Raw genomic sequence first — 16,412 nt, 5'->3', positions numbered from 1 at the left:
ATCACGAGGAACAAGTCAAGAACATGCTCACCCCGCCAGCGCCGCCATCCGGTAGGCGAGGCTCTGGCGGTGATGCGCGTGGCAGATGGCGATGGCCAGCGCGTCCGCCGCGTCGTCGGTGTCAAAGATCGCCTTCGGCATCAGCACCTTGACCATCATGTGGATCTGCTTCTTTTCGCCATGGCCAACGCCGATCACAGCCTTCTTCACCGCATTGGGGGCATATTCGGCGACCACCAGGCCGGCGCGGGCCGGAACCAGCATGGCAACGCCACGCGCCTGGCCGAGCTTCAGCGTCGCCGTCGCGTCCTTGTTGACGAAGGTCTGCTCGACCGCGGCCTCATGCGGCATCGCCTGATGCAGCACCTCGGCCAGCCCATCGTGCAATTGGCAGAGCCTCGTCGCGAGTGACGCCTTGTCGTCGGAACGCACAGTGCCGGAGGCGATGAAGCGCAATGAATTGCCGAGGCTCTCGACGATGCCCCAGCCGGTGCGCCTCAAGCCCGGATCGATGCCGATGATGCGAATCGCTTCCCCCATGCGCCAAGTCTAACCGTGGCGCATGGCGATGCCAGCGAAATGTGAACAAAGCAGAAACGGGTAGCGGAAACCCGCCGAGAGAACGTTTTAGAATTCGCTCCGGCGAGTCAGCTGGCTTGGTCTTCGAGAACCGGAGCGGAGCGTACATTCAAGTACGTGAGCACCGGAAGCGCAGAAGGCCATGCCAGATGGCCGCCGGAGTAGAATTATGAAACGTTCTCTCAGCCGCGTGCGAACGCGGTGTTGAGCAGGCTGATCTGGTCGGAGACCGGATTGGCCCTGCGGCCGGCCGACGGCGATTCCTGCAGGACGCCGCCGTAGATTTCCTCGTCCATGCGCCGCACCAGCGCCTGCAGGCGCAGGGAACGGGTGACCAGCCCGAGGAACTCCTTCGGCAACTCGTTCCAGCCGAGCGCCTCGTCATGCGCGGACGCGGTGTCGAGGCGCACCTTGGATTTTTCCGAGGCGACCTGGTCGCGGGTCATCTCGCCGGAATTCGCCGCCCGTTGCAACAAGAGCCAGGAGGCGACCTGCATCAGGCGGGTGGTGAGCCGCATCGATTCGGCGGCATAGAGCGTCGCTGCCGTGCGCGACAGTTTCTTGGCCTCGAGCCTGCCCTTGCCGTCGAGATATTCGGCCGCCTGCTCGACCAGGCCCATGCCCTCCTGGTAGAGCGGCTTGAAGGATTGGGAGAAAACCCGGCGTTCCGCCAGCTTGATGGTTTTCGCGCTGCCCTTCGAAGGCTCGTTCATCGCTACGCCCCTGCACTGCCGCAAGTCGATTCGGCATCCTCGCCGATACGTCCTGCACCCTAAATGACTGAGGCTTGAAAATGCGCTTCGAAGCCCATGAAGGCAAGCGCATGTTTAACAAACGGTTAACGCCGCCGTCCCTTGGCAGCGGACAAAAGATGTTCCTGGCCTGCGGACAAAAAAAGAGCCGCGGATAAGGCGGCTCTCAGGAGTTTAACAGGGAGGCGTCAAACAAAGTGGCTCCAACCACTCGGTAAGAATCCAGCAAAACTGGATGCGCGTAGTAAACGCCTGTAAAGCTTAATGAAGTCTTAACGCCGCGCGGATTTTTTGACCGAATGCGCCTTTCTGTCCCGGAACAGGACAGGGCTGCATGGCCTTCCGGAACGGCAAAGAATCGGGTTTTTCGGCTCTATTGCAGTGCCGAAACATGCCGATCGCCCTCGCGACATCGTTTCGAAACACGCGCCACGTTAAACGCCCGCTCCTCTCAACGGCGGCGGCAAATCCGCGCTCGCCGCGCATCAAGAAAGACATCCAGGAGCAAACCATGGACTGGTACTCGATCATCAAATTCCTACACGTCGTCTCGGCTATTTTGTGGGTCGGCGGCGGCTTCGTGCTGTTCCTGCTCGGGGTGCTTGCCGAGCGCGCCGGCAATATCGAGGAAAAGCTGCAGGCTATGCGCGCCAGCGGACAGCTCGGCAGCCGCTTCTTCGCACCGATGTCGATGCTGACGCTCATCTTCGGGCTCGTCATGTGCAGCTTCTGGGTCGGTTTTTCCGAGCTATGGATCCTGATCGGCCTCGCCGGCTACGCCACCACCTTCTCGATCGGCATGTTCATCTTCAAGCCGACGGGCGAGCGCATAGGCGCGATGATCGCCAAGGATGGGGTGACGCCCGCCGCTCTCGCCATCGGCCAGCGCATGATGAGTGTGGCGCGCTTCGACTATGCGGTGATGCTGGTGATCATCGCCGACATGGTGATCAAGCCGACCGTGCACGACATCGGCGTTCTCGCCGGCATGGCGATGGTGCTGGTGGCGGGCGCGGCGCTGGCCTTCGGCGGCAGCCGCCAGATGGTGCCGAGCGCCGCCTGATCGCGGGGGGGGGCGGCCAGCGGCCGCCCCGCCGGTTACAAGAGACTGTCCCAAAGCAGCTTGACCGCCACCACCGCGACAGTCGCATAGGTGAAGGGGTAAAAGATCTCTGGCCGCATCCGCCGCACCAGCCATGCGCCGGCGATGGTGGCGAGCGGCGCCAGCGGCATCAGCACCGCCGAGGCGGTCAGATTGGTGGTGTCGAACTGGCCGAGCGCGAAATAGGGTATGAGCTTCAGCGCATTGGTGGCGGCAAAGAAGATCGCCGCCGTCCCCGACAGTACCTTCGGGTCGAGCCGGATCGGCAGCGCGTAGACCTGGAAAGGCGGGCCGCCGACATGGGCAACGAAGCTGGTGAAACCGGCGACGATGCCCCAGAAGGCGGCGGCGACACGGTTCGGCGCCGCCGCGTGATCGGCGCCGTGGCGGAACTGCAGATAGAGCCAGCGCAGCACGAAGACCAGCGCGACCGCGCCGACGATCAGCCGCACCATCTCTTCGGTGACCAGCGCCGCCGTCAGCCAGCCGAGGCCGATGCCGATGATGGCGCCCGGCATCATGTCGACCACCATCCTGCGGTCATAGACGCCCCACCAGATCCACACCGAAACGATGTCCATCAGGCACAGGATCGGCAGCAGGATGGCGGCCGCCTGCACCGGCGGCATGGCGAGCGCCATCAGCGGCACGCCGACGAAACCGACGGCGCCGCCGAAGCCGCCCTTCGACAGGCCGACAAGGATGACCGCCGGGATGGCGGCGGCATAAAACCATGGATCGCTGAGCAGACCTGACATCGGGGCAAACGTATTAGGAGGCGGGAGCCGAGCCATAGCGTACAACCTGCTCTGCGCGATAGCCAATAATGTGGGCTTCCTCTGTTGGGCGATCGACTAGACTAATGCCGTGACGGCCGCTGCGGGGTCGTCCAGCTAACGACCAACAGAGCCGGCTCGACGAGCACCGCTTCTACGAACGGCTCGGCTTCAAGGCCAGCCATATTGGTTACAAATTGGAATTCTAGCGGTTGACGTCGTTGGCTGTCGGCATCGCGGCAGGTCTACATCTTGTCCGGTCCCGGGTCGCCACCGGCGGCGGTGATTGCGAGCCGGGTCAGATAGTGCGTCCAGCCCTTCTCATGGCTGTCGCAAATCTCTTGGTTGGCAAGGCCGCTATGGGTGAGCTTGACCCGCGTTCCGCCGGGCTCTTCGACCAGATCGATTTCAACAAGGCTCGAACCGGGCGGTGCCTGGTCGTTGCCCTCCCAGCCGAAGCTGTAGGCAAGGCGGTGGACGGGTACGACCTCGGTGAATTGGCCGCGTGCCGTGGCTCTTCCTGCCAAATTCAGCAAGTAAAGACCGCCGGGGTTGGGCTCCGACGTTGCCTCCGTTCCCATCCAGCGCACGATCTTGTCGGGATCTGTCAGGAAGGCAAAGACCGTCGCCGGCGGCGCCGCGATCTGCACCTCACGACGAATGATCAACAGTTCAGCCATCGAAATCTCCCGAGTAGACGTGCGGCAACATGGCTCGCCCGACAGGCGGCGCCGGACCAGCGCTTTCGATTCGATGCTAAATCGCCCTTCCGTTCAACAAAAATCTCCTTGGGTCAGTTCACGCTGGTGACAGCGACGGAACGCCGAAGCATCATGGTGTCGATGCGGCTTTCTTCAACTCTCGCCTGGCTGGTCGACAGCGCCGGCGGCGTCATCCAACCGGATGATTTTCTGGCTACGCTCGGCGCGCGGCTGATTGACGGTGGGCTGCCGCTCGCCGGTGGAGCCCTGACGCTCGCCGCGCCGCATCCGATCATAACGCGCCGCGCCTGGCTGTGGCGGGCCGAGACAGGCGTCGTCATGGAAGCTCTGGGTTTTGGCGCCGGCAGGATGCCTGGAGCCGGGGAGGGCGATCTCGGACGCGAATGGCTGGCGCGACTGGGAACCGGTGTTGTGCACGATTACACGGTTGGGCCTCAGCGTGAGGATGCGCAATCGGAGACTCCAAAACTGGATTGGGTCGCGGCCCGTCATCTCGCGGAGCACGAATCGAACACACTGGACCAGGTGGCGCGCTTCGCCGCCGCGCCACTTGCCGCTCTCGCGGCCAGGTCGGCGCTGTCGGCGCTGCTTCAGGCCTATCTCGGGCAGCGAAGCGCGGCGCAGGTGTTGGCCGGCCGCTCTCGGCGCGAGGTTGGTGAGACGATCCGCGCCGTCCTGCTCTACAGCGATTTGCGCGACTTTACCGCCCTGTCGGAGGAGACGGACGCCGAGCAGGTCGTGGCGGCGCTCAACGCTAGCTTCGACCGCATCGCCGGCGCCGTTCACGCTTTTGGCGGCGAGGTGCTGAAATTCATCGGCGACGGGGTGCTGGCGATCTTTCCTGTCGGCGAGCGCTCGGCTTCGGAGGCTTGCGAGGCGGCGTTGCGCGCGATCGGCGCGGCGCGGGCGGGAATGGCGCAGCTCAATCAGGTTCGTTCCAGACAGGGCATGCCCGAGCTGCAGTTCGGCATGGCGCTGCATCTGGGCGACATGGTGTGGGGCAATGTCGGCACAGCCGACCGGCTGGATTTCACCGCGATCGGCCCGGCCGTGAATCTCGTCAGCAGGCTCGAAGCCCTGTGCCGGCCGCTTGGACGGAGTGTGCTGATCTCGGGGGCTGTCACGGCGGAAATATCAACGCCCTTGGTCCCGCTGGGCGAACATCAATTGCGCGGAATCGCCAGATCGTGTGCCGTCTTCGGCCTGCCGGACGGATGAGCGGTGCGGCGTTGCCGCGAAACGGTGAGCCGTGCCAGGCCAAGGGGCGCAGTCGGCGGCCCACGCCTGACGCTCCTGCCTCGCCCGCCTGTTCAAGCCGGGCGCTTTGCTCTATGCCGCAATGCAACCATCTTCGCCCGGCATAGGCGAAAACCGGGACCGGAAGACCAATGAACGACGCAAAGCCGCCCAACCGCTGCCGTATCGTGCTGATTGCGCCGCCGCTTGCGTCGGCGGAACACATTTGCGCGGCGTTCGAAGGCGGCGACGTCGCCTCGCTGATCCTGCCCGAAAACGGCATGGACGACGCTACCTTCCAGGCTTTCGCCGAAAAGATCGTGCCGGTCGCTCAAAGTGCCGGCGTCGCCGTCATCATCACCGGCGACAGCCGTATTGCCGGCCGCGTCCAGGCCGACGGCATCCACGTCGAGGCAGGCAGGCAGGAGCTCGCCGAGACGATCGAGCGCGTGCAGGGCAAGATGATGGTCGGCACCGGCGGCGCCAAGACCCGTGACGACGCGCTGGAGCTTGGCGAGGAGCGGCCCGACTACATGTTCTTCGGCCGCTTCGGCTACGACAACAAGCCGGAACCGCACCCGCGCAACCTGTCGCTCGGCGAATGGTGGGCACAGATGATCCAGATCCCTTGCATCGTCATGGCCGGATCGGAGCTCGGCTCGGTCGAAACGGTCGCCGCCACCGGGGCCGAGTTCGTGGCGCTCTCCAGCGCCGTCTTCGCTAACGGCCTCGATCCGCGTGCGGCGGTCGCCGCCGCCAACGCGCTCCTCGACGAAACCGCGCCGCGCTTCGAGAGTTGACGTGCGCTTGCCCCTGCTTCCCCCGGCACTCGTGCTTTCCCTGCTAATTGTGGCCGGCTTGGCGGCCCAGGCCGCTGTCGCGGCCGAGACCGTGCCGGTGCCGCAGCCGAGGCCCGATGCGAGCGCGCCAAACGCCGGCGCGCCGAGTGGTGCGCCAGATGTCGGCGCGCCAGCTGTCGGCGCGCCAAATGTCGGCGCCCATGTCGACAAGCCAATCGAGATGCCGCTGCCGCAGCCGGCGACGCTGACCCCGCCTTCCGCCGACACCGTCAATCCCGACCGCTTCGGCGCCAAGCCGGCGGACGCCGCCTATGGCGCCTTTCAGCGCGGGCTCTACAAGACCGCCTACAACCTCGCCGTGGTCCGCGCCAAGAACGGCGATCCGGCCGCCGAGACGCTGGTGGCCGAGATCCTGTCGCGCGGGCTGGGCGTGCCGCTCAACGCCGCCGAAGCGGCGAAATGGTATGCGCTGGCCGCCGAGCAGGGGGTGCCGGAAGCGCAGTTCCAGTATGCGCTGATGCTGCTCGACGGCCGCTATGTGAAGAAGGACCAGAAGGCAGCCTATGCGCTGATGCAAGCCGCCGCCGAAGCTGGCAACCGGCTGGCGCAGTTCAATTTCGCGCAGCTTCTCGTCCAGCAGGATCCGGGCGACGGCGGCCTCGCCAAGGCTGCCGCGTATTACGAGCGCGCGGCAGCCACCGGCTTGGCCGACGCGCAGTATGCGATGGCGCAGCTCTATGCCAACGGCGCCGGCGGCAAGCCGCACGACGACGCCCAGGCCCGCATTCTGCTGGCGCAGGCCGCGCGGCAGAACTACGACACCGCGCAGATCGATCTGGCTGCCTGGATGATCGAGGGCCGCGGCGGCGGGCGCGACCTGAAATCGGGCTTTGCCTGGATGAAGCGGGCGGCCGAAGGCGGCAATGTCGCCGCCCAGAACCGGCTCGCCAAGCTCTATATGGGCGGCATCGGCACCGACCCGGATCTGATTCTGGCCGGCGCCTGGTACATCGTCGCGCGCCGCGCCGGATTGATCGATCCGCAGATGGACGATTTTCTCCAGGGCCTCGACGACGACCAGACCAAACAGGCGCTGCAGAAGGCGAACCGCCTGCCCTGACGCGACTGGCCGCACGCCACCCATGGTCCCGCTCCCTTGCCTCTCCGGTCGATTTGTGGTCTTGGAGGCGCAAAAGCGCGGTCTGCGCGAAAAAATCTCATTCCGGATCAGTTCATCATGGCCAAGATCAATGGCAACGAAATCCGTCCCGGCTACGTCATCGAGCATGATGGCGGCCTGTGGGTGGCGGTCAAGACCAACACCGTCAAGCCCGGCAAGGGCGGCGCCTACAACCAGGTCGAATTGAAGAACCTGATCAACGGCACCAAGCTCAACGAACGCTTCCGTTCGGCCGAGACGGTCGAGCAGATCCGGCTTGATCTGAAGGATTTTTCCTTCCTCTACGAGCAGGGCGAGGCGCTGGTGTTTATGGACACCGAAAGCTACGAACAGCTCGAACTGGCGAAGGACTTCGTCGGCGACCGCGCCGCCTTCCTGCAGGACGGCATGATGGTGACAGTCCAGCTCTATGAGGAGCGGCCGATCGGCATTTCGCTGCCCGATTATGTGACGCTGACCATCACCGAGGCCGACCCGGTGGTGAAGGGCCAGACGGCCGCCTCCTCCTACAAGCCGGCGGTGCTGGAGAACGGCATCCGCGTCCTGGTGCCGCCCTTTATCGGCGCCGGCGAGCGCATCATCGTCGATACCAACGAAATCACCTACGTGCGCCGCGCCGACTGATGCATGTCGCCCAAAAGTGGCCCCGGTTTTGGGTCACCGACATGCATCGATAAGCAGCGGCAGGAAGAAAATTTACGATGGCACGCTCAGCCCTTCTCAATGTCATGGTCCAGGCCGCGATGAAGGCCGGCCGCTCGCTGTCGCGCGATTTCGGCGAAGTGCAGAACCTGCAGGTCTCGATGAAAGGTCCGGGCGACTATGTCAGCCAGGCCGACCGCAAGGCGGAGGAAATCATCTTCACCGAACTGTCCAAGGCGCGGCCCGGCTACGCCTTCCTGATGGAGGAGCGCGGCACGGTCGACGGCGAGGACGGCCAGCACCGCTGGATCGTCGACCCCCTCGACGGCACCACCAACTTCCTGCACGGCATCCCGATCTTTTCGGTGTCGATCGCGCTGGAGCGCCAGGGCCAGATCGTCGCCGGCGTCGTCTACAATCCAGCGATGGACGAGCTCTACACCGCCGAGCGCGGCGGCGGCGCCTTCATGAACGACCGTCGCCTGCGGGTCGCCGGCCGCATCAAGCTGACCGATGCCGTCATTGGCTGCGGCATCCCTCATCTCGGGCGCGGCCAGCACGGCAATTTCCTGATCGAATTGCGCAATGTCATGGCCGAGGTGTCGGGCGTTCGCCGCCTCGGCTCGGCTGCCCTCGACCTTGCCTATGTCGCGGCCGGACGCATGGATGGTTTCTGGGAGACCAGCCTGTCGGCCTGGGACATCGCTGCCGGCATTCTCCTGGTCCGCGAGGCCGGCGGTTTCGTCTCCGACATGGATGGCGGCCAGGACATGCTCGACAATGGCGGGATCGTCGCCGGCAACGAGACCATCCAGCGTGCGCTGCTGAAGACCATAAAGAAGCCGCTCCCGCCGCGCTGAAGGGCAAACCGCGTGGACAGACTTGGTCGCGCTGATGCGCCCTCGCGCATGACCCCAAAAATCGGAATCGATTTTTGGAAAGGATCATGCGCAAATTCAAAGTGCTGCAGCGGCCTTTGCGCGTCGAAACGACGCGCGGCGCCGCAGTCGCAAAACCGCAACCGAATCTTGAAATACTGGTCCGCAATCGCCCAGATTAAGGCAATGCAGGTCTGTCGATGAACACCGCCCGGCAAGAGTTCGAAATCCCCTTCATAGGGCGTTGGCACTACTCGCGCGCCGAGATGATCGCCGATGGCATCGTGCATGCGGTGGGCATCGTGCTGGCGATCGCCGCCGGCTCCGCCTTCCTGGCGCTGGCGGCTTTCCATTCCGGTCCCGGCGAATATGTCGCCGCGGTCTTTTACGTGGTGTCGCTGCTCACCGTGCTGTCGGTGTCGCTGGCCTATAATCTGTGGCCGATATCGTGGCCGGCGAAATGGATCCTGCGCCGCTTCGATCATGCCGCGATCTACCTGCTGATCGCTGCCACCTACACCCCCTTCCTGGCCCAGCTCCACACTTCGCCGCTGGCCTCGCCGATGATCGTCGTGGTGTGGACCGCGGCCGCCATGGGCATCGCGATCAAGATGTTCGTGCCAGGCCGCTACGACCGGCTGGCGGTCGTCTTCTACCTCGCCATCGGCTGGAGCGGCGTCGTGCTCGCCGGACCGCTGGTCGAGACGTTGCCGACGACCTCGGTCGTGCTCATCATCGCCGGCGGCATCGTCTATTCCTGCGGCGTCATCTTCTTCGCCTGGAAAGGCCTGCGCTTCCACAATGCCGTCTGGCACGGTTTCGTCGTCACCGGCGCCGGCCTGCATCTGGCCGCTATGGTCGATTGCCTGGTCATCAACCGGTTCTGAAGGCTGGAACAGTTCAGGAAAAGCGTGAAGCGGTTAGGCTCGGCGCCTTCGCCGTAGCCCTCCGTTCGGAATTGCGTCAAAGCAAGGAGGCGCCGGCGATATTGCCAAGCGCCATTCATTTTGGTCACAATTCCGTTTAGAGTCGCGACAAAATTTGCGGCGGTGGCATCGGAAACGGGGCACGGATGGCTTTTCTCAGATCCTTCGGCAGGCGATCGGACGTCCTGGTCTACGATCCGCACAAGCTGTCGAGCCCGCAGGTCTTCCTGCTCACCATGGTGATCTTCCTGATCATCGTCGCGTTCATCGCCGCCATCCTGACCCGCCAGATCTCGACCGCCTTCTCGAGCAATCCCGGCCTCAACGGGCTGATCATCGGCGTGCTCGTGGTCGGCATTCTGCTCGCCTTCACCCAGGTCGGACGGCTGTTCCGCGAGGTGCGCTGGGTCAACTCCTTCCGCGCCGGCTCCGAAACCACCGAGCCGGTGCTGCTGGCGCCGATGAAGGCGATGATCGGCCGCTCCTCGACCATGGCGTTCTCGACCTCTTCGATGCGCACAATGCTCGATTCCATCGCCACCCGGCTCGACGAAAGCCGCGACACCTCGCGCTATCTGGTCGGGCTGCTGGTCTTCCTCGGCTTGCTCGGCACCTTCTGGGGCCTGCTCAACACCATCGCCTCGATCCGCGAGACCATCGAGGCGCTCGATCCCGGCACCGGCGACGCCGCCGCGGTGCTCGATGCGTTGAAGCAGGGTCTGTCGGCGCCGCTAGCCGGCATGGGCACCGCCTTCTCGTCCTCGCTGTTCGGTCTTTCCGGCTCGCTGGTGCTCGGCTTCCTCGACCTGCAGGCCGGCCGCGCCCAGACCCGTTTCTACACCGAGCTCGAAAACTGGCTCTCCTCGGTCACCGATCTCTCCTCCGACATCGTCGTCTCAGACCAGGCCCGGGCGGCCGAGCCGTCCGAGGAAATCCGTCTTTTGTCGGAGCGGCTGCGCAGCCTGCAGGAGAATGGCGGCGGCTCCAACCCGCGCGTCGCCACCGCCATGGCCAACCTTGCCGACGGCATTTCCGGCCTGGTCAAGAACATGCGCTCCGAACAGCAGATCATGCGCGACTGGGTCGAGGCTCAGTCCGACGAGCAGAAGGCGATGCGCAACACACTCGAGAAGATCGCCGACGCCTTGAAGAAGCAAGGGGTCCACTGAGGTGGCGCTGGCAAGGCGGCGTGCCGATCGGCGCATCGATTACTGGCCGGGCTTCGTCGACGCGCTGTCGACGCTGCTTTTGGCGATCATGTTCCTGCTCACCGTCTTCGTGCTGGCGCAGTTCCTGCTCAGCCGCGAGATTTCCGGCAAGGACACGGTGCTCAACCGCCTCAACTCGCAGATCAACGAACTGACCCAGTTGCTGGCGCTGGAACGCTCGAACACGCAGGACAAGGAAGATTCGCTCGCCAATCTGCAGGCCTCGCTGTCGGCGGCCGAAGCGGAAAAAAGCCGGCTGCAACAATTGCTGGCGCGGGGCGCCGGCGACGGCGACGCGGCCAACCAGCGCGCCACCGCGCTTTCCGGCGAGCTCGACAGCCAGCGCCAGATCAGCCAGCAGGCGCTGAGCCAGGTCGAGATCCTCAACCAGCAGATCGCGGCGCTGCGCAAGCAGATCGGCGCGCTGGAGGATGCGCTCAACGTGTCCGAGCAGCGCGATCGCGATTCCAACACCAAGATCGCCGATCTCGGCCGCCGCCTGAACGTAGCGCTTGCGCAGCGCGTCCAGGAGCTCAACCGCTACCGCTCCGACTTCTTCGGCCGGCTGCGCGAGATCCTCGCCGACCGCGAGAACATCCGCATCGTCGGCGACCGTTTCGTTTTCCAGTCCGAAGTGTTGTTTCCGACCGGCTCCGAGGTGATCAACGATGCCGGCAAGGTCGAGATGAAGAAGCTCGCCGACGCCATCATCGAACTGCAGAAGGAGATCCCGCCGGAGATCAACTGGGTGCTGCGCGTCGATGGCCACACCGACAACAAGCCGCTGTCCGGCACCGGCCGCTACCGCGACAATTGGGAATTGTCGACGGCGCGCTCGACCTCGGTGGTCAAGTTCCTGATCGAGAACGGCGTGCCGGCCAACCGGCTGGTCGCCGCCGGCTTCGGCGAGTTCCAGCCTCTCGACCCGGCCGACACCGATGAGGCGCGCAGCAAGAACCGCCGCATTGAACTGAAGCTCACCGAACGTTGACTTATCATCACGCGAAATCGCGCGAATTTGTTCGCCGGCTCAACTCTAGGGCGCAAAAGGCGAGCGGCAAGGCCTGAAAACATTATCTTTTTTTAATTACACTTGGTGATCGGGCGCTCCTAATTTGCCGCGCAGGGCCGGGGACCGCCGGCGATACCTCCCATCGCGACGCGACGGAACCGGACGGCCCGAAAATCGGAAGGATGCGGCGCGGCCGCTTTCTTCCCCACCAGAAGGATGCGCCGTCATGCGCGCTTCAACATCTCTCAAGACTGCAACCATTGCTGCGGTTCTGATCGCCGCCCCGGTTGCCGGCGCCTATGCCGCCGGTCATCGCCGGGGCGCCCTCGACGCGACCGATCCGGCCAATATGACCGGACCGCGCGTGACCAGCCTTGTCGAACAGGTCCAGGGCGTCGATCGGGGCATCACCGACGCGCGTGAAGCCAACACCATCTCGGCTTCCGAGGCGCAGCGGCTGCATATGCGCGCCGCGCATATCAGCCAGGCTGCCGAGCGCGTCGCCGGTTCCGATCGCGGCCGGATTCCTGCTGGGCAGTACAAGGACCTGTTGCGCCGCCTCGACAATGTCGACCAAAAGCTGATGGTCGATACCGGCAGCGGCTTCCTGATTGGCGATGGCTCCGACGGCGGCCACTATCCGAACGGCTGAATCCCAGAGGAAGGGACTTGCTGACGCCCGAGGGACCTTACGTCCCGAGGGCGTCTTTTCTGTCACCAGCCCAGCCGCAGCACGATGATGGCGAGAGCCGCCGGCAGCATCTGGATGAACAGGATCTTTCGGCCGACCGTCGCCCTGCCGTCGAGACCGGCAATGGTGACGCAGGGTTGCCAACCCCGACGCGTTGGTATCTTTTCCCGCCAGCCAATTTTGAAGCTCGGATCCGTCAATGTCCTTCAAAAAACTCGACGACCTCGGCCATAAGCTCGAAGCGCTGGAGCATGCGCTCGCCATCCTCGGCGCCGACGAGGCCACCCATATGGCGGTCGGCGGCGGCGAGAAGCGCGCCGAGGCGATGTCGGCGCTTGCCGGCATGCTGCACCGTCAGGCGACCGCTCCCGAGATCGCCGACTGGATCGCCGCCGCCGAAGCCGAATCGCTGAACGAGGAGCAGCAGGCGGCGGTCCGGGAATTGCGCCGGCAATACACCAACCTCACCTGCCTGCCAGCCGAATTCGTCGAGCGCCAGACGACGGCGCGCATGCGTTCCGAGCAGCTCTGGCGCGATCTGCGCGCCAAGAACGATTGGGCAGGCTTCCTGCCGGCGCTGGAAGGGGTGGTGGTGCTGGTGCGTGAGGAAGCGGCGCTGCGCGCCGACGCGCTTGGCCTCAACCCGTATGACGCGCTGATGGAGCAGTATGATCCCGGCAACCGCGCCGCCGACATCACGCCGGTGTTCACCGAACTCAAGGCCTTCCTCAGAGATTTCCTGCCGCAGGCGCTCGCCATGCAGGACGCGCGGCTGGCGAAACATCCGCTGAAGCCGCTGTCCGGCAGCTACGCCATCGACAAGCAGCGCGAACTCGGCCTCGCCATGATGGCGGCGGTCGGCTTCGACCTCACCCACGGCTCGCTGTCGGTGTCGCACCATCCCTTCTGCGGCGGCGTGCCGAGCGACGTGCGCATCACCACCCGCTACAAGACCTCGGATTTCCTGTCGGCGCTGATGGGCGTGCTGCACGAGACTGGCCACGCGCTCTACGAACAGAACCTGCCCAAAGCCTGGGCCCACTGGCCGCTCGGCAAGGCGCGCGGCATGGCGGTGCATGAGAGCCAGAGCCTGTTCGTCGAAAAGCAGATCGGCCGCAATCCGGCCTTCTGGCGCTGGGCGCTGCCGGTGGTCGAAAGGCATCTCGGCGAAGCCTGGTCGCTCGACGACATCCTGCCGCATGTGCATCGGGTCGAGCGCGGCCTGATCCGCGTCGACGCCGACGAGGTCACCTATCCGCTGCATGTCATCCTGCGCTACGAACTCGAGCAGGAGCTTGTCTCCGGCCGGCTGGAGGCGGCCGACCTGCCCGAAGCCTGGGACGCCAAGATGCGCGACTATCTGGGCCTGTCGACCATCGACAACCCGGCCGACGGTCCGATGCAGGACGTGCACTGGCCGGGCGCCGCCTTCGGCTATTTCCCGTCCTACACGCTGGGCGCCATGATGGCCGCGCAGCAATGGGCGGCTTTGACCAGAGAGCATCCCTCAGCCGATGAGGATCTCGCCAAGGGCGACTTCAGCGCCGTCAACGACTGGCGCCGCGACAAAATCTGGTCGCAGGGCTCGCGCTGGTCGACGCCGGAACTGCTCGAACGCGCCACAGGCGAGAAGCTCAACGCCGCCTATTTCACCGAACATTTGCGCCGACGCTACGGCAACTGACACGAGCTCGCCGGCGTTTCTGGATCAAGACGCGCAAAACTTGTTTGGCCAAGTCTTTACTTTGGCCGGAAAGACTCTGAAAAAGGGCCTTCTTTGCGTCAGTGGGCTTGGATGTTGGTGGGTAGCAGTCTTCGTGGGGTCAGCTCTTTGCGCTGCCTCCTTCTCTTTGTGATCTTATTGACCGGCCTCGGTTCTTCCGCCATGGCGGATGAAGTCGTTCGCAAGGGACCGGAGGCCGACTGGATCAGGCTGGTCGATATCCCCCAGGCGGATCCGGCACGGGCCGACCAGATCAAGAACGGCATCTCATGGCTGCTGGCGGACGAACAGATCATCCACCGCGAGCATGGTTACGACGACTATTCGCGCACGGTCTACAAGATCGTCGATCGCCCCGGGCTGGAGCAGGGCGCCGGCATCGACCTGCAGTTCGATCCGTCCAGGCACAAGGTCACCCTCAACCATCTGCGCATCATCCGCGACGGCGCGGTGCTGGACCGGCTGGACGACGTCAAGTTCGACATCTTCCGGCAGGAAAAGGACGCCGAAAAGGGCATCTATGACGGCTGGCTGACCGCCCATGTCAATATCGACGACGTGCGCGTCGGCGATGTGGTGGACTATGCGGAAACCTACGAGATAACGCCGCTCGTTGGCAAAGGCCTGTTTTTCTATAACTTCTCGACCGAGTGGGAAGAGCCGGTGGGGCTGATCCGCACCAGCATCACCTGGCCGGCGGCGCAGCCACTGGCGATCAAGCCGCGAGGCACCGGGATCAAGCCCGCCATCTCCGCATCGGGAACGGACACCGTTTATCTCTGGGAGATCGCCGATCCCAAACCCGTCAAAGTCGAGGACAACGTGCCGGCGGCGTTTCCGGCCTGGGGCACGATAGACGTCTCGTCGACGGCAAGCTGGCAGAGCGTGGTGGACGCCGTTCAACCCTATTACAAGCCTGCCACCACCCTTCCGGCGGCCTTCTCCGCCAAGCTGGACGAGATCGCGGCCAGGCATCCGCTGCCCGAGGATCGCATGATCCAGGCGATGCGCCTGGTGCAGGACGAGATCCGCTATGTCAGCCTCTCGATGGGGTCCGGCTCGTATATTCCGCGCGATCCGGCGACGGTCATCCAGAGCGGCTTTGGCGACTGCAAGGACAAGGCGCTGCTGCTTGTCTCGGCACTGGCCAGGCTCGGCGTGTCGGCGCAGGCAGCACTTGCCGATCTCGACCAGGGCCGGGCGCTGGACCAGCATCTGCCGGCGCTGCGCGATTTCGACCACGCTATCGTCAAGGCGACGATCGGGGAAAAGACATACTGGCTGGATGCCACCAACTACCTGCAAGGCGGCGATGCGAATGATTATCCGCAGCCGGACTACGGCTTCGCCCTGCCGCTTTTCGGCAACGGCGCGCTGGAGAAGATGCCGAGCCAGGAACTGACAAGTCCTTCGCTCAAGGTCGCCGAGGAGTTTTCCTTTCCCGACAAGCCCGACGGCCATCTGACGCTGTCGGTGCTTTCGACCTATGCAGGCGCCGAAGCCGACGGCATGCGCAGCAGGCTGGCCAGCCGCTCGGTGAGCGAGCTGTCCGACACCTATCTGAAATATTACAGCAAGCGTTACCCCGGCATCGAGAGCACTCAGAAGCTGGAGGTCTTCGACAATCGCGACGGCAACATCGTCAACGTCAGGGAGAGCTATCAACTGTCGGCGCAGGCGCTTGCCGCCAACGATCTCGCCAAGAATTTTCCGATCAAGCCAGCCGATATCGGCACCGATCTGCCGACCCCGACCATGGTCGACCGCGTCGGCCCGATCTCGCTTGGATCTCCCGTCTACCGCAGTCACAAGATGACGGTCAGCAATCTGAAGGCAAGGTTCTCCGGCGAAGACATCAAGAATGTCGTCACGCCCTATCTGTCGCTGAAGGCTTCCTGGAGCAACACGCCGACCACCTTCGAGGTCGAGTGGAATTTCCGGACCCTGGCGAGCGAGGTTCCGGCCAGGGCGATCAGCGACTATCTGAAGTCGGTCAAGGACGTCGCCAATAATATCGACTGGACGTATGATTTCACCTATCAGGACGCGCCCGAGAATCCGCCAGCTCCCGCTTCCGACAAGCCCGTGCCGCAGCTCCTCACCGCCATGGTGCTGCTATCCCTGTTTGTAGTTTTGCCGCTGTACGTGGCCTATGGGCGGAACCGGTAGCGAGAGCAGTTCCGAA

Annotated in this window: 17 protein-coding genes and 1 pseudogene; 13 read left to right on the top strand and 5 right to left on the bottom strand. The window is 64.2% G+C overall.

The annotated features are described in order from the left end of the window. Positions 1 to 27: 27 nt before the first annotated feature. Complete coding sequence (gene ruvC / locus FJ974_RS05690) at positions 28 to 540, bottom strand: crossover junction endodeoxyribonuclease RuvC (RefSeq protein ID WP_140535950.1); 513 nt, start codon at positions 538 to 540, stop codon at positions 28 to 30. Between the two features lie 221 nt (positions 541 to 761). After that, positions 762 to 1,292: a DUF1465 family protein gene (locus tag FJ974_RS05685; RefSeq protein WP_140535948.1), complete on the bottom strand. Its 531-nt coding sequence runs from the start codon at positions 1,290 to 1,292 to the stop codon at positions 762 to 764. 550 nt (positions 1,293 to 1,842) lie between these two features. Between FJ974_RS05685 and FJ974_RS05680 the strand changes: the two genes are divergently transcribed. Beyond that, positions 1,843 to 2,394 carry a DUF2269 family protein gene (locus tag FJ974_RS05680; protein WP_140535945.1) on the top strand — a complete coding sequence of 184 codons (552 nt, stop codon included), beginning with the start codon at positions 1,843 to 1,845 and terminating at the stop codon, positions 2,392 to 2,394. Positions 2,395 to 2,429: 35 nt separating this feature from the next. Here FJ974_RS05680 and FJ974_RS05675 read toward each other — a convergent pair whose 3' ends face one another. Then, entirely contained in the window at positions 2,430 to 3,191 is a 762-nt protein-coding gene (locus FJ974_RS05675; RefSeq protein WP_140535943.1) for a sulfite exporter TauE/SafE family protein, read from the bottom strand. A 126-nt stretch (positions 3,192 to 3,317) separates the two neighbouring features. Here FJ974_RS05675 and FJ974_RS30280 point away from each other — a divergent pair. Beyond that, positions 3,318 to 3,418, top strand: a pseudogene (locus FJ974_RS30280) (GNAT family N-acetyltransferase); the annotation flags it as partial. A gap of 36 nt (positions 3,419 to 3,454) precedes the next feature. Here FJ974_RS30280 and FJ974_RS05670 read toward each other — a convergent pair. Continuing rightward, the gene (locus FJ974_RS05670) at positions 3,455 to 3,889 is read right to left on the bottom strand and encodes an SRPBCC family protein (protein WP_140535940.1); all 435 of its coding nucleotides are present in this window, start codon (positions 3,887 to 3,889) and stop codon (positions 3,455 to 3,457) included. A gap of 162 nt (positions 3,890 to 4,051) precedes the next feature. Here FJ974_RS05670 and FJ974_RS05665 point away from each other — a divergent pair, with 162 nt between their 5' ends. The 9 genes from FJ974_RS05665 (at position 4,052) to FJ974_RS05625 (ending at position 12,465) form a co-directional block, all read left to right on the top strand. After that, positions 4,052 to 5,149, top strand: coding sequence for an adenylate/guanylate cyclase domain-containing protein (locus tag FJ974_RS05665; RefSeq protein ID WP_140536179.1), 1,098 nt, complete (start codon positions 4,052 to 4,054; stop codon positions 5,147 to 5,149). 170 nt (positions 5,150 to 5,319) lie between these two features. Next, on the top strand, positions 5,320 to 5,967 hold the full coding sequence (locus FJ974_RS05660; protein WP_140535937.1) for a thiamine phosphate synthase: 648 nt from the start codon (positions 5,320 to 5,322) through the stop codon (positions 5,965 to 5,967). Positions 5,968 to 5,998: 31 nt separating this feature from the next. Next, the gene (locus tag FJ974_RS05655) at positions 5,999 to 7,087 is read left to right on the top strand and encodes a tetratricopeptide repeat protein (protein ID WP_181177220.1); all 1,089 of its coding nucleotides are present in this window, start codon (positions 5,999 to 6,001) and stop codon (positions 7,085 to 7,087) included. A 117-nt stretch (positions 7,088 to 7,204) separates the two neighbouring features. Further along, a complete protein-coding gene (gene efp / locus FJ974_RS05650) occupies positions 7,205 to 7,771 on the top strand; it encodes an elongation factor P (protein WP_140535932.1) in 567 nt (188 codons plus the stop codon). A gap of 77 nt (positions 7,772 to 7,848) precedes the next feature. After that, complete coding sequence (locus tag FJ974_RS05645) at positions 7,849 to 8,649, top strand: inositol monophosphatase family protein (RefSeq protein ID WP_140535929.1); 801 nt, start codon at positions 7,849 to 7,851, stop codon at positions 8,647 to 8,649. A 218-nt stretch (positions 8,650 to 8,867) separates the two neighbouring features. Then, a complete protein-coding gene (gene trhA, locus FJ974_RS05640) occupies positions 8,868 to 9,554 on the top strand; it encodes a PAQR family membrane homeostasis protein TrhA (RefSeq protein WP_140535927.1) in 687 nt (228 codons plus the stop codon). Positions 9,555 to 9,739: 185 nt separating this feature from the next. After that, positions 9,740 to 10,762, top strand: a complete 1,023-nt coding sequence (locus FJ974_RS05635; protein WP_140535924.1) for a MotA/TolQ/ExbB proton channel family protein — start codon at positions 9,740 to 9,742, stop codon at positions 10,760 to 10,762. A 1-nt stretch (position 10,763) separates the two neighbouring features. Further along, entirely contained in the window at positions 10,764 to 11,792 is a 1,029-nt protein-coding gene (locus tag FJ974_RS05630) for a peptidoglycan -binding protein (RefSeq protein WP_140535922.1), read from the top strand. A 247-nt stretch (positions 11,793 to 12,039) separates the two neighbouring features. After that, a complete protein-coding gene (locus FJ974_RS05625; protein ID WP_140535919.1) occupies positions 12,040 to 12,465 on the top strand; it encodes a hypothetical protein in 426 nt (141 codons plus the stop codon). A 62-nt stretch (positions 12,466 to 12,527) separates the two neighbouring features. Here the strand turns inward: FJ974_RS05625 and FJ974_RS05620 are convergent, their stop codons facing one another. Then, the gene (locus FJ974_RS05620; RefSeq protein WP_226891495.1) at positions 12,528 to 12,704 is read right to left on the bottom strand and encodes a DUF1304 domain-containing protein; all 177 of its coding nucleotides are present in this window, start codon (positions 12,702 to 12,704) and stop codon (positions 12,528 to 12,530) included. On the opposite strand from FJ974_RS05620, the gene FJ974_RS05615 reads away from it, so the two are divergent. Further along, positions 12,704 to 14,188: a carboxypeptidase M32 gene (locus FJ974_RS05615; protein WP_140535917.1), complete on the top strand. Its 1,485-nt coding sequence runs from the start codon at positions 12,704 to 12,706 to the stop codon at positions 14,186 to 14,188. The two genes, FJ974_RS05620 and FJ974_RS05615, sit on opposite strands and share 1 nt — an antisense overlap. 201 nt (positions 14,189 to 14,389) lie before the next feature. Further along, a complete protein-coding gene (locus FJ974_RS05610; protein WP_181177217.1) occupies positions 14,390 to 16,396 on the top strand; it encodes a DUF3857 domain-containing transglutaminase family protein in 2,007 nt (668 codons plus the stop codon). The last annotated feature ends 16 nt before the right edge of the window (positions 16,397 to 16,412 follow it).

Origin of the sequence: Mesorhizobium sp. B1-1-8 (assembly GCF_006442795.2) — a bacterium.
Taxonomy (GTDB): Bacteria; Pseudomonadota; Alphaproteobacteria; order Rhizobiales; family Rhizobiaceae; genus Mesorhizobium.
This window is presented reverse-complemented; position numbering and strand designations above follow the sequence as displayed.